This is a genomic window from Paraburkholderia kirstenboschensis (assembly GCF_032806925.1).
Lineage (GTDB): Bacteria > Pseudomonadota > Gammaproteobacteria > Burkholderiales > Burkholderiaceae > Paraburkholderia > Paraburkholderia kirstenboschensis.
In genome coordinates, this window is record NZ_CP136513.1 from 2,918,189 (window position 1) to 2,930,557 (window position 12,369).

At 61.6% G+C, this 12,369-nt stretch carries 12 protein-coding genes; 7 read left to right on the top strand and 5 right to left on the bottom strand.

From position 1 onward, the window contains the following. Positions 1-297: 297 nt before the first annotated feature. Both RW095_RS35795 and RW095_RS35800 read left to right on the top strand, forming a co-directional pair. On the top strand, positions 298-1,398 hold the full coding sequence (locus tag RW095_RS35795; RefSeq protein ID WP_317020471.1) for an NAD(P)H-dependent flavin oxidoreductase: 1,101 nt from the start codon (positions 298-300) through the stop codon (positions 1,396-1,398). Positions 1,399-1,842: 444 nt separating this feature from the next. Further along, positions 1,843-2,988 carry a branched-chain amino acid ABC transporter substrate-binding protein gene (locus RW095_RS35800; RefSeq protein ID WP_317020472.1) on the top strand — a complete coding sequence of 382 codons (1,146 nt, stop codon included), beginning with the start codon at positions 1,843-1,845 and terminating at the stop codon, positions 2,986-2,988. Between the two features lie 117 nt (positions 2,989-3,105). Here RW095_RS35800 and RW095_RS35805 read toward each other — a convergent pair whose 3' ends face one another. Further along, positions 3,106-4,317: an MFS transporter gene (locus tag RW095_RS35805; RefSeq protein ID WP_317020473.1), complete on the bottom strand. Its 1,212-nt coding sequence runs from the start codon at positions 4,315-4,317 to the stop codon at positions 3,106-3,108. 232 nt (positions 4,318-4,549) lie between these two features. Here RW095_RS35805 and RW095_RS35810 point away from each other — a divergent pair, with 232 nt between their 5' ends. The 3 genes from RW095_RS35810 to RW095_RS35820 all read left to right on the top strand — a co-directional run bounded on the left by RW095_RS35810 (position 4,550) and on the right by RW095_RS35820 (position 7,447). Further along, positions 4,550-5,212, top strand: coding sequence for a HugZ family pyridoxamine 5'-phosphate oxidase (locus RW095_RS35810; protein ID WP_317020474.1), 663 nt, complete (start codon positions 4,550-4,552; stop codon positions 5,210-5,212). Positions 5,213-5,601: 389 nt separating this feature from the next. After that, a complete protein-coding gene (locus RW095_RS35815; protein WP_020067195.1) occupies positions 5,602-5,904 on the top strand; it encodes an H-NS histone family protein in 303 nt (100 codons plus the stop codon). A 298-nt stretch (positions 5,905-6,202) separates the two neighbouring features. Then, the gene (locus RW095_RS35820) at positions 6,203-7,447 is read left to right on the top strand and encodes a cation diffusion facilitator family transporter (RefSeq protein ID WP_317020475.1); all 1,245 of its coding nucleotides are present in this window, start codon (positions 6,203-6,205) and stop codon (positions 7,445-7,447) included. A gap of 136 nt (positions 7,448-7,583) precedes the next feature. Here the strand turns inward: RW095_RS35820 and RW095_RS35825 are convergent, their stop codons facing one another. The 3 genes from RW095_RS35825 to RW095_RS35835 all read right to left on the bottom strand — a co-directional run bounded on the left by RW095_RS35825 (position 7,584) and on the right by RW095_RS35835 (position 9,403). Continuing rightward, positions 7,584-8,042, bottom strand: a complete 459-nt coding sequence (locus RW095_RS35825) for an Lrp/AsnC family transcriptional regulator (RefSeq protein ID WP_006050474.1) — start codon at positions 8,040-8,042, stop codon at positions 7,584-7,586. A gap of 90 nt (positions 8,043-8,132) precedes the next feature. Continuing rightward, positions 8,133-8,762 (bottom strand): 3'-5' exonuclease family protein, encoded by a 630-nt coding sequence (locus RW095_RS35830; protein ID WP_128589039.1) that lies wholly within the window; start codon positions 8,760-8,762, stop codon positions 8,133-8,135. Continuing rightward, on the bottom strand, positions 8,759-9,403 hold the full coding sequence (locus tag RW095_RS35835) for an MBL fold metallo-hydrolase (protein ID WP_317020476.1): 645 nt from the start codon (positions 9,401-9,403) through the stop codon (positions 8,759-8,761). Before RW095_RS35835 ends, RW095_RS35830 begins: the two co-directional genes overlap by 4 nt. 643 nt (positions 9,404-10,046) lie before the next feature. On the opposite strand from RW095_RS35835, the gene RW095_RS35840 reads away from it, so the two are divergent. Beyond that, a complete protein-coding gene (locus RW095_RS35840) occupies positions 10,047-10,652 on the top strand; it encodes a septal ring lytic transglycosylase RlpA family protein (protein ID WP_394365168.1) in 606 nt (201 codons plus the stop codon). Positions 10,653-10,786: 134 nt separating this feature from the next. Here RW095_RS35840 and rsmI read toward each other — a convergent pair whose 3' ends face one another. Then, entirely contained in the window at positions 10,787-11,665 is an 879-nt protein-coding gene (rsmI, locus tag RW095_RS35845) for a 16S rRNA (cytidine(1402)-2'-O)-methyltransferase (protein WP_317020478.1), read from the bottom strand. Here rsmI and RW095_RS35850 point away from each other — a divergent pair. Further along, a complete protein-coding gene (locus RW095_RS35850; RefSeq protein ID WP_317020479.1) occupies positions 11,664-12,173 on the top strand; it encodes a YraN family protein in 510 nt (169 codons plus the stop codon). The genes rsmI and RW095_RS35850 overlap by 2 nt on opposite strands. Positions 12,174-12,369 lie beyond the last annotated feature (196 nt).

Here is a 12,369-nt window from a genome sequence, read left to right on the forward strand (position 1 = left end):
CCGTAGTCGCGCGTTGCTGCGCGAGTTCAGTCTGCGAATTGAGTTCAGGTCAACGCAAGAGGCTGAATGCCTGAAGCGGGCGGTCAGTTTGCCACCAAAAGAAAGCGGCTGCAGGCAGGGTCCTCGAAGCCTTGCGCGCAGGCTTAGGAAGCCCGCATGACGGGCCTTTTGGAGGCAATCTCGTAAGGCGATTGAAACGTTCTCTATAATTCATTTTTCCGTTGCGCGCGGTGCCGGTAGAGTCCACGGTAGTGGTCCGCCGCTACGAGGAGCGGGTCGCGCGAAGGAGAATCGATCATGAGTGAAGTCAATTTTGTGACGCCGTTTGCCGAGCATTTTGCCTTGCGAGTGCCGGTCGTCCAGGCGCCGATGGCGGGCGCTACCACGCCGGAGTTGGTCGCCGCAGTGTCGAATAGCGGCGGCTTGGGTACGCTGGCGGGCGCGGCGCTGTCGCCGGAGAAGATTGCAACCGATGTCGCGGCGATTCGCGCGCTCACGGATCGTCCGTTCGGCATCAATCTGTTTGTACTGGAGCCGGCCTCGCCGGACGACTCCACAGTGCGCCGCGCGCTCGAAGCAATCGACCCGGTGCGCGCGGACCTCGGCTTGCCACCGGGCCGGCCGCTCGAACGCTATGCACCCGATTTTCGCGCGCAACTCGAGGCGCTCATCGAGTCGCGCGTGCCGGTGGTGAGCTTCACATTTGGGGTGCTGTCGAGCGAAGATGTCGCGCGACTTCATGCCAACGGTCAATATGTAATCGGCACCGCGACGCATGTCGCCGAAGGTGTCGCATGGCGCGATGCCGGCGCCGATGCAATTGCCGCGCAAGGAGCGGAGGCGGGCGCGCATCGCGGCACGTTCATCGGCTCATTTGAAGAGGCGCTGGTCGGCACAATGGCGCTCGTTCCGCAACTCGTCGATGCAACCGGGCTGCCGGTGCTGGCCGCGGGCGGCATCATGGACGGACGCGGGATCGTCGCCGCGCTTGCGCTCGGCGCACAAGCCGCGGTGATGGGCACCGCGTTTCTGACGAGCCGCGAGAGCGCGATACCGCAGGCATGGAAAGAGCGGCTGCGTTCGATCACGGACACATCGACTTCGGTGACGCGCGCCATCACAGGCCGTCATGCCCGCGGCATACGCAATCCGCTCATGCAGCGTTTGAGCGACGTGCCGCAGAACATCGCGCCGTATCCCGTGCAGAACGCATTGACACAAGAGTTGCGTCAAACAGCGGCCCGCGCGCAGAACGGCGACTATCTCTCGCTGTGGGCGGGGCAGGGCGCACCGTTGGGCCGTGCGCGACGCGAAGACTTCGGCGCCGCCGAGTTGATGGAGCAACTCGAGCAGGAATGGCATGCGGCAAGCGCACGTATTGCGGCATTCAGGCGCTGATCGGCATGAGTCAGGCGCGCATCGCCCCCGCTTGCTGTGCGCGTCGTTTTCACAATCAAAAGCCGCTCGAAGCTTATTCGAACCATTAACGGTTTAACCCGCTAAAAGCCTGAGGCCTGGTTCCCGAGTGAACGCTTTACATAGCGGAAACCCGCATGGGCTGGTGTTCTCCGGGGCGTCATGCAGGCCGGAAACGGTCGCTTGTGGATAAACGCTATTAGTGTTCATCCCACTTCCTCAAAAAAGTCCCACAAATTAATTTGATAGCCTACACTTGCGCGCAAGTACGGGTCGCCGCCTGCCACAAACAGTCCGGCGGACGTACTGGCCAAGTGCATGAACGATGCAACCGGCGTGGTCGTCCACGGGACTGAGCGACACGTGTAGGGGAAGCGGGGGCACAGGGCGATTACGTTGTTTTTGGGACCGAAACTGGAGACTTACATGAACATCAAGATTCAAAAGCTGTTGCCGATCAGCGCTGCGGCGATGCTGTTCGCGACGTTGGCAACATCGGCTGCGGCTGACACGGTCGTCAAGATCGGTCACGTTGCACCGTTGACTGGCGGTATCGCTCACCTGGGGAAAGACAACGAAAACGGCGCTCGCCTCGCGGTTGAAGAAATCAACGCGAAGGGCCTGACAATTGGCGGCCAGAAAGTCACGCTGCAACTCGACGCGCAAGACGACGCAGCCGACCCGCGTACCGCTACGCAGGTCGCGCAGAAGCTGGTCGACGATAAAGTCGTCGCAGTGGTCGGCCACCTGAACTCGGGCACGTCGATTCCGGCTTCGAAGATCTATAGCGATGCAGGCATCGTGCAGATCTCGCCGTCGGCAACGAACCCGGCCTACACGCAACAAGGTTTCAAGACGACGTACCGCGTCGTCGCGACCGATGCGCAACAAGGTCCGGCACTGGCGAACTACGCAGCGAAGGGTCTGAAAGTGAAGAGCGTCGCGATCGTCGACGACTCGACCGCTTATGGCCAGGGTCTCGCGAACGAATTCGAAAAGACGGCAAAGTCGCTGGGCCTGAACGTAATGTCGCATGACGCGACGAACGACAAGGCTGTCGACTTCCGCGCGATTCTGACGAAGATCAAGGGTGAAAATCCGGACGCCATCATGTACGGCGGCATGGACGCAACCGGCGGCCCGTTCGCAAAGCAAGCCAAGCAGCTCGGCCTGCGTGCGAAGGTGCTGGCAGGCGACGGCGTGTGTACCGACAAGCTGTCCGATCTGGCCGGCGACGCAACCGACAACATCGTCTGCTCGGAAGCCGGTATGGCGCTCGAGAAGATGGAAGGCGGCCCGGCGTTCCAGGCAAAGTATCAGAAGCGTTTCGGCCAGCCGATCCAGATTTACGCTCCGTTCACGTATGACGCGGTGTACATCATCGTCGACGCAATGAAGCGCGCTGGCTCGACCGATCCGTCGAAGATCCTGGCTGCAATGCCGAACACCGACTACAAGGGTGTGATCGGCCAGACGACCTTCGATTCGAAGGGCGATCTGAAGCACGGCGTGATCTCGCTGTACAACTACAAGTCGGGCAAGAAGACACTGCTCGACGTCGTGAAGATGTAAGAGCGCATGTGCGCGGGCAGCTTGCGCTGTCCGTGAACACATGATTAAAAAAGGCACGCGTACCGTCAGGTCGCGTGCCTTTTCTTTTGGGTGCTGCGCGTTGTTGCTACGTTGTTGCTAGATTTTCAGGCGTCGCAGTACTTTCGGGCCCGCGAACGCAATCAACGCACAACACACGGCGACCACGGAAAGCCCAATCGACAGATTGGTCACTTGCGCGACTGCACCGATCACCACTGGCCCGAACAGCAGCCCGAAATACGCGAGTCCCGCGACGTGCGCGAGGCCTTCGGCCGCGTGAATGCCCTTCACGCTCGCCGCAGCCGCGAACAGCACCGGCATCATGTTGGCCAGGCCGAGGCCCATCAAAGTGAAACCGACTAACGCGGCGACCGGAGTCGGCAGCAAGAGCGCGCCGATCATTCCTGCGAGCGCAAGCGTTGCGCTGCCCATCACGAGTTGCGGAGCGCCGAAGCGGGCGCGCACGGCGTCGCCGGCAAAACGGGCCGCTGCCATGCCGCCGGAAAACGCCGCGTAGGCGGCGCTAGCAAGAGCCGGCGTGGCGAGGACGACGTCGCGCATATACACAGTTGCCCAGTCGTACATCGCGCCTTCCGCGATCAGCGCGACGAGCGCCATGATGCCGAGCGCCCACAACGCCGGCGAGCGCCAGCGATTGGCGCGCGGCGTCGCGGAATCCGGATGTTCGTCGTGCGGTACGTGCGGCAACACTGCCGGACACGCGGCGATCAGCACCAGCGCGCTGACGGTGGCCGCCAATGCCAGATGCACGGCCGGCGCCATGCCATGCGCGAGCAGCGCGCCGCCCGCCGCCGCGCCGAACATCCCGCCGACGCTGAACATGCCGTGCAACGACGACATGATCGGCTTGCCCAGCGCCTTTTCGACAGCGCTGGCTTCTGCGTTCATCGCGACGTCGAGCGTGGCCATGCCCGCGCCGAACGTTGCCAGCACGATCAGCAAAAGCCAGTAAAACGGCACCACCAGGATCAATGCGGCGCAGACCGCCATCACGAGGCCGCCGGTCAGGCACGCGCGGCGTGTGCCGACGCGCGCGATCCACGAAGCATTGGCTGCCATCGCGCCGATCGAGCCGCCAGCGACGGCGAGAAGCGCCAGCGACAGCAATGCTGGACTAAGCTGGAAACGATCGCGCACGGTTGGCACGTGCACGCCCCACGACCCGTACACCATCCCGGCGATGAAAAACACTGCCATGGTTGCAATGCGGGCTCGCTGACGAACTGTATAGGACAGGTCGCGGTGAGCGGCGGGGATGGCGGCGAAGTCGGGAGATCGATCGGACACGGAAGTCTCGTGAAGAAAGGTGCGGGAGAAGCGCACTGAAAGCGAATTTCCGATTCTAACCAGGCGCGCTGTCTTATGCTTGAAGCGCTTGAAGCCATGAAAGTGCGCGTCGGAGGCGATTCGCGCCGACTGCAAGCGCTAGCGCGGGACGCGGTCGCCAGCTCACGCGTCCCCTCATGTAACTGGCATTTGCGGTCTCCGGCGAGCAGAGCTCATTCATCAAGGAAGGCAATTGAACATTCCCGCACAAGCTCCATTGCACCTGCTGCATACCTCCGCCGTCGGCACGCTTGCGACGCACGCTCGCCAGCCAGAAGGTTTCCCTTATCCGTCCGTGCTGCCATTCGCGCCGGACGGGCGCCACCGGCCTACGATTCTGGTGAGCCGGCTCGCCGAGCATACGCACAATCTGCACGCAGATCCGCGAGCCGGCTTTCTCGTCGTCGACGCGCCCGACGGCGACGTACTCAATGGTCAGCGCGTCACGTTGCTGGGCACGTTTGAACCGGTCGATCCGGCGCCGGAACTCGTCGCGCGTTATCTGCGCTATCACCCTGACGCGGAGCGCTATCTCGTTCTCGGCGACTTTACGTTCTGGACCATGACGCTCGACCGCCTGCGCTATATCGGCGGGTTCGGCGCAATGGGGTGGCTTGGCGGCGACGAACTGGACCCGCTGCCTGCGCTGGAAGCCGATCAGGAAGAAGCGCTCATAGGAGAATTCGCCGATGCGTTTTCAAACCGATCTGGTTATCAGCTTATTGGCGTGGACCGGTATGGCGCCGATTTAAGACGAGATGGGCTGCGCAAACGTTTCGCCTTCGACAGCGGTAAGCCGGATCGGGAAACCTTGCACGCGGCGCTAGAAGATTGCATGCGGCGGCAAACCAATTAGGCATTTATTGCCGATTCGGGAAAACCTTATCGCAGAAAAACGGCGGGAAAGCGCCGTTGCAATATTTACGTCGTCTCATATCGAAGCTTTCATGAAATGAGATGTTTGCGCGGTGAAACGTATCTTAATTTTCATCTGCTGACAATTAATTACCGACGCAAGAGAGTCTTGCGTTGCAATATGCGGACGTGGCGAAATTGAAAGGGAACGCGCGCACAAGGGGCTGCAACGAAAGTTTTTGAAACGAAGAAGTATTAGTTTTACGCCGATGCATTTGTAGTCTTTCTATTTTGTGTTAATCTCGCGTGCAAATTCCGAGGCATGAACACCTGCAAAGGGCAAGCTGGCTTAAGACTGGCAGTTGTTAATTCAAACCATAAGGGAACCCTATGTCTTCCTACAAGGAACTACTCGCGCAGCGAGAGAAGCTTGAAAAGCAGATCGAAGAGGCTAAGTCGCGCGAATACGCGGAAGTGCTCAACGAAATCAAACAGAAAATGGCCGACTACGGCATCTCCCTTAGCGAGCTGGGCGGCGGCCGCGCACCTAAAGGCGCCAAAGCTGCTCGTCCGCGCGCCGGCGTCGCACCAAAATACCGTGACCCGGAAAGCGGCAGCACGTGGTCCGGGCGCGGCAAACCGCCGCGGTGGATTGCCGGTTTGGATCGCGAGAAGTTTTTGATTCAAAAGTAATCCCTTAGGGAATTACTCAGCTGTAAATGGCTGCCCCGTTAAATGTAATACGAATACGAGTCGGTTGCGCGAGCGCTTCAGCCTCGCCAAGAAAGGTCGCGTGCTGTTCTGAACGCGGCCTTTTTATTGTCGTGCCGAACGCGCCGCAAGTTGCCGTGCGCCGCAACTTCGCGTAACTGGAATGCGAATGCTTTTCGTTTTCATAAGCGGCTGATTTTTATAGATGTTTTTGCAGTCAGCGCGGTTTATGAAGGCCCGGCGGGTAGAATGTAGGCATTGAACTCCTGCTTCCTTCAAGATGCCTTCCGCCGCCGTTGAGTCCGCCGAGAAACACCGCGTCGCGCGCAAAAGTACGTTTGTGAGTATTGCGCTGAATGCGGTATTGATGGCGCTGCAAATCGCCATCGGCGTGTTCGCGCACTCGCAGGCACTCGTGGCCGACGGCATCCATTCTCTTGCTGATCTGATTTCGGATTTTGTCGTGCTGTTCGCCAATCGGCACAGCGGCGCAAAGCCGGACGCGGATCACAATTACGGGCATAGCCGTTACGAAACGGTCGCTTCGTTATTTCTCGGCGCGCTGCTGATCGCTGTCGGCGTCGGCATGTTGTGGCGTGCCGGCACTCGCCTCGCCGATCTGGACAGCATTCCGGCCGTTCATCTGAGCGCTCTGTTCGTGGCAGTGCTGGTGCTCTTCTCCAAAGAAGGGCTGTTCCGCTACATGCTGCGGGAAGCGCAGCGCGTGCGCTCAGCCATGCTCATTGCGAACGCGTGGCACGCGCGCTCGGACGCGGCATCGTCGCTGGTGGTCGCGCTGGGTATTCTCGGCAGTCTCGCCGGCGTGCGGCTGCTCGATCCGATCGCCGCCGCGATCGTCGGTTTCATGGTGGCGCGCATGGGCTGGATGTTCGGGTGGGACGCGCTGCAGGATCTGTCCGACCGCGCGCTAGACGAAGCCGCCACTGCCGACATGCGCGCGCTGCTACTGTCGACGCCCGGCGTTCGCGATGTCCACGAATTGCGCACGCGAAAAATGGGCGATTTCGCGCTAGTCGACGCACATATCCTGGTTGATCCGCTGATCTCGGTTTCCGAGGGGCATTACATCGCTGAGAGCGCACGCCTGCGTGTGTTGACCGACAACCGTGTGCTCGACGCGCTGATCCATGTCGATCCCGAGAACGATGCCGTCGCGCATCCGCCGGTGGGTTTGCCGTCACGCGAGCGGATCGTTGCCGATGTCAACGTCGCATTGGCGGCGGGCGGCCTCAAGGCCGCGGCGGTGAACATTCATTATCTGAGCACCGGGCTCGACGTCGAAGTCGTGCTGCCCGTGCAGCCATTGCACGACAACGACATCGACAGCGAGAGCGCGGGAGCGCTGGAGCGTGTCGACCTCGCCGCGCTAAAGCGCCGCCTCGGCGCGCGCAAGCTCGATGTATTGCGCGAACTCAACACCCCGTCGACGCAAAGCGGTTCGCCGACGCAACTCGGCGCGGGCGCGCATCGTCACAAGAGGACGGCCCCGCATGGCACCAGCTAAGCCGTGCAAGAACGCAAGCCGACACAAGGCGGTCGTGCCGCGCGCAACTGCGAGCCGCGCTCAATGAGTCGCCGCGCGCAGCTGCACCGGCCCGAGCTTAATCTGCACGGCCGACGGCTATATCTAGCAGCGCGGATCACAGCGGCAATTGCGTATCGAATTTGATTTCGCGCAGCACGACGCTCGTGCGTACCTGAGCAACCGCGGGAATCTTGAAGATGCGTTCGTGCAGAAACGTGTCGTACGCCTTGATGTCCGGCGCGACGATCTTGAGGATGTAATCGGACTCGCCGGTCGTGCTGTAGCACTCGGTCACTTCCGGGCAAGTGGCGATTTCCCGCTCGAACTGTTCGACGCCGCCCTCGGTATGACGCGTGAGGTGAATGTGCGCGAGCGCGCACACGTGCAGCCCCAGTTTTTCGCGATCCAGCAGCGCCGTGTAGCGCTGGATCACGCCCGATTGCTCCATGTCCTTGATGCGCCGCCAGCAAGGCGTGCTCGACAGACCGACCTGGTCGGATATTTCTTGCACCGAGCGGCGTGCATCTAGCTGCAAAAGGCGCAGGATTTTCTGAGAGAACGTATCGAGTGTCAACTGCGCCTCCGTTGGCGTCGCCGTATCACCGCATGGTAGAGGGCGCGAAAACGAAACGCAATGCAAAACGGCCTGAGCGAGGGAGATTACCTAATTTGCCGGTTCCTCAGCGGGATTTTGTCCTGAGGCGTCCCCTTCTACACTGGCAGCTAGGCCCGCGGCCTGCATTGCGCGCAGATCCTTCAGCATGTTGCAGAAAAGCGCGCCCTGCTCGATCGCGTCGTCGAGCGCCACATGCGTATGCGGATGCTCGTCGAACCAGTGTTTGGGAAAGCGCGGTTTGATGTTTTTGCGATACGGCAAACCGGTCATTGCGAAGGCGAGCGTCTTGATGTCGAGCGCCGACCACGAGAACGGGCAACGGCCGACAAAGCGCATCATGTACCAGAACATGTACGTGAAGTCGAAGCCGGCCGGCATGGCGACGAACACGGGCTTGCCGGGCAGCGCCTCGACCCAGTCGACATACGCCGCGAGCGCCGCCTCCGGACGCTGCAAGTCCGTGCGGCAGGCCGCCCAGGCTTCCGGCTGTGTCTTCCACCACGCTTCTTGCACGGGATGCGGCGCGGCGCCCTCGAGCAATTCCAGATTCGCGGAGAAAGTGGCGATGAGTTGCTTGTCTTCCGTATAGGCGGCCGATGCGAAGCTCAGCATCGAATGCGGACCGGGGATGGGGCCGTCCGCTTCGACGTCGGTACTGACATAAATTTCGCTGCTCATGCGACAACTCCGTCGGCAACATAGGGATTGCTACGCCGCTCCGCGCCGAATGTCGACGTAGGACCGTGGCCAGGGACAAAGGTGACGTCGTCGCCGAGCGGCCAGAGCTTTTCGCGAATCGAGCGCACCAGATCCGTGTGATTGCCGCGTGGGAAATCCGTGCGGCCGATCGAGCCTGCGAACAGCACGTCGCCGACTAGCGCTAGCCGGTGCGCGCGGCTAAAGAACACTACGTGGCCGGGCGTATGCCCCGGACAGTGATAGACCTCGAGCGTCTCGTCGCCGAACTGCACCGTGTCGCCGTTGTCGAGCCACTGGTCAGGCTCGAACGCTTCGGCTGCGGGAAAGCCGAACCGGGTGCTTTGATCGGGCAGTTTGTCGAGCCAGAAGCGTTCGTCGGGATGCGGGCCTTCGATCGGCACTCCGTAATGCGTGGCGAGCGTCTTTGCACCGGCGCAGTGGTCGATATGACCGTGCGTCAGGAAGACTTTCTCGACGCTCACGTTCTGGCGCGCGATCTCAGCCTGAATGACGTCGAGGTCGCCGCCCGGATCGACGACAGCCGCGCGCCCAGTCGCCTCACAAACGAGCAACGAGCTGTTTTGCTGGAACGGCGTAACGGGGATCAAGGTGACTTTCATGAATGACGGCGCCGCGGGAAAAACGTTGATTGTACCGGCGTCTCAACGCGCTGCGCCGACGTTGGCGGGCGCCCGCGAGTGCTTGCACCGAAGTGTTTTGTCTGCTGATTTTTGCAGCAATGGTGAAGATTCATCAAGGTTTTCAGTCGCTTAGCAACACAGCATTCTGTTTTGGGTATAATGGACCCATGCACGAGGAATCGTGCTGCCACAAGGCGATGCGTCCCCATCAAAAATGGGAGCGCGGATCGCCACTCAAGTATGGGCTGTCGCGGTTATGGACGGCCATCAGGTATCGAGCTTTCGATGCACACGTCTTGCCCAGCCAGGCGCCACGCGCCTGCTACGACTCTTACGGTCGTGACGCTGGGTGGGGCCTACGCCGCCGTTCCTGCGCGCTGAGTCTCGCGCGCAAGAACGTGTTTGCCACGTTCGATGGCGGCATGTGGGGTCTGGTCAGGCTGCCGGGGACAGGTTGCGCCAGACGTGAAAATTAACCGTGCGGTAGCGGCTGAATGAGCCGCATCCGGGCTTTGACGTTCTGCGCTCGTCTGCGCGGCGCGTTATCGTCCTTTGCCGCCGGAGTCGCAGGCAACACGCTCAACTACGCGTGATGCGGCTCGACAATTTGATTGCACGTCTTATGAAAACTCGGTTATCCCGTAGTCTGGGGACTCTTTTTGCCTTTTTTGTGCTGGCCGGTTGCGCCACGCCGCCGGGCGCCGACAACAGCGTCGCAAGCGCTGTGCCGCTGCGCACGAAGAACACGCAAGCAGCGTCTTTCGGACCGCAAGCCTACGGCAGCGCGCCGGCCTCCGCCGATGCTGCCGCGCAAGGGCCGTCGCTGGCCGATGCGAAGCCGCTTTCGGATGACAGTACCGGTGTCTCGGACTTTCATCAGACCGGCCGCGCCTCGTGGTACGGCCGCGGCTTCCATGGCCGCCGCACCGCCAATGGCGAGCGTTACGACATGCACGCGCTGACTGCAGCGCATCGCACGTTGCCGCTCGGTTCGTATGTGCGAGTGACGAATCCCGCCACTTCGCGCTCCGTCGTCGTGCGAATCAACGACCGCGGCCCGTACGCGCGCGGCCGTGTGATCGACCTGTCGATGGCGGCAGCGAATGTGCTCGATATGCGCCATGCGGGCACCGCGCGCGTGAACATCGAACGTTTGACGCAGGACGAAGCGCGCCAGGCGCGTGACGAAACGCTGGCCTCCGACTCGGGCTCCATCGCGCAGAAGTAATACGCGCACGGCGCTATTTGCGTCGGTTGGCATGGCAAACGACGCCTGCCTGTAGAAAAAAGAAGGGCCGCTCATGCGCATGGGCGGCCCTTTTTTCGATTCTTGCAGCTGCGCGTAAGGCGTTGCCGCTTCCCTCAATCGTCCTCTTTCTTCAGCGCCAGTGCGCGCGTGTACAGCGCGTTGCGCGACGCGCCGGTGACCGACGCCGCGATCCTGGCCGCGCTGCTCACCGTCAACTCTTCCAGCAACATCTCCAGCAACGCATCGTGATCATGTTCGCCGGCCATTGCCTGCTGCGCGCCTTCGACCACCAGTACGAACTCACCGCGTTGGCGGTTTGGATCGGCGGCGAGCCACGTTGGCGCTTCGGCCAGGGTGCCGCAATGCAAGGCTTCGTGTAACTTCGTCAGTTCTCGCGCGATGAGGAGCTTGCGCTCGCCGCCCCACGCGTCGGCTAACGCCTGCACTGTTTCGACAATGCGGTGCGGCGCTTCGTAAAAAACCATCGCGTGGGGATGCTGAGCGAGCGTTTGCAGCGCGGCGGCGCGGGCTTTAGGTTTCGGCGGAAGGAAGCCGAGGAACGAGAACGTCGCGACCCAATCCCCCGCCGCGCTCAGCGCGGTGACAAGTGCGCTGGCGCCGGGCAGCGGAATCACTGCAAAGCCCGCTTCGCGCGCTGCATCGACGAGTTTTGCGCCCGGATCGGAAATGCCGGGTGTGCCCGCGTCGGACACATAGGCCACGCGCTCGCCCGCTTGCAAATGCTCGACGATGCGTTGCGCGGCGGCTCGCTCGTTGTGCTGATGAACCGCGATGAGCGGCTTCGAGATGCCATAGCGCGCGAGCAACTGACCCGTGTTGCGAGTGTCTTCCGCGGCGATGCGATCCACGAGTCCGAGCACATGCAGCGCGCGCAGCGTGATGTCGGCGACGTTGCCGATCGGCGTGGCCACCACATACAGCGCGGCGGCAGGGTACTGCTGTCCTTGCGCGAGTTCGGAGAGAGGAGTCATGAGGCAGAAAACGCAAACGGACGGAATGAGGCCGTCATTGTGCCACGCAGCGCCGCGCGTTCCGGCTGGCGCGCGGAATGTCGACGCGGCGCGAAAGAAGCCGAGCGCGAGCGCCGCCATATCGAACAACTTTTCCGGGCAGGCAGGGTCCAAACTCGTCGGCGCGGCGTTCGAGGCGCGTGCGCAGGAGTTTTTGCAGCGTCAGCGTTTGCGGTTCGTGGCGCGCAATGTGTCGTGCCGCGGCGGGGAAATAGATCTCGTGATGCGTGAGCGCGACGGCGCGCTGGTATTCGTCGAAGTTCGTGCGCGCGCGCAACGCAACTATGGCGGCGCGGCTGCAAGCATTGGTTGGCAGAAGCGGCAACGGATCGTACGCGCCGCGCATCACTATCTTGCGAGCCAGCGTTCGCATTCGCGCGAACAGCCCGCTTGCCGCTTCGACGTGATTGCGTTCGAAGCGGGGCGCCTCGTCTGGTTACGCGATGCTTTCCGTGCCGACGAAGTGTGACGCAATGCGCGGAGAACGTGTCTTAGTGCGATAAACTTGCGCTCGCGTGCGAGCTACGGGGCGAAATGGCGAGACTTCAGCGTGCTGCACAGCGCATTTTGCGAGGTGTTGAAGCGCACACGGTTCGTTGCGCTCAAGGTTCGGTGGAGCGCTATTGCTCGCAGCAAGACTTCATTTATACGACTTCACAATACGG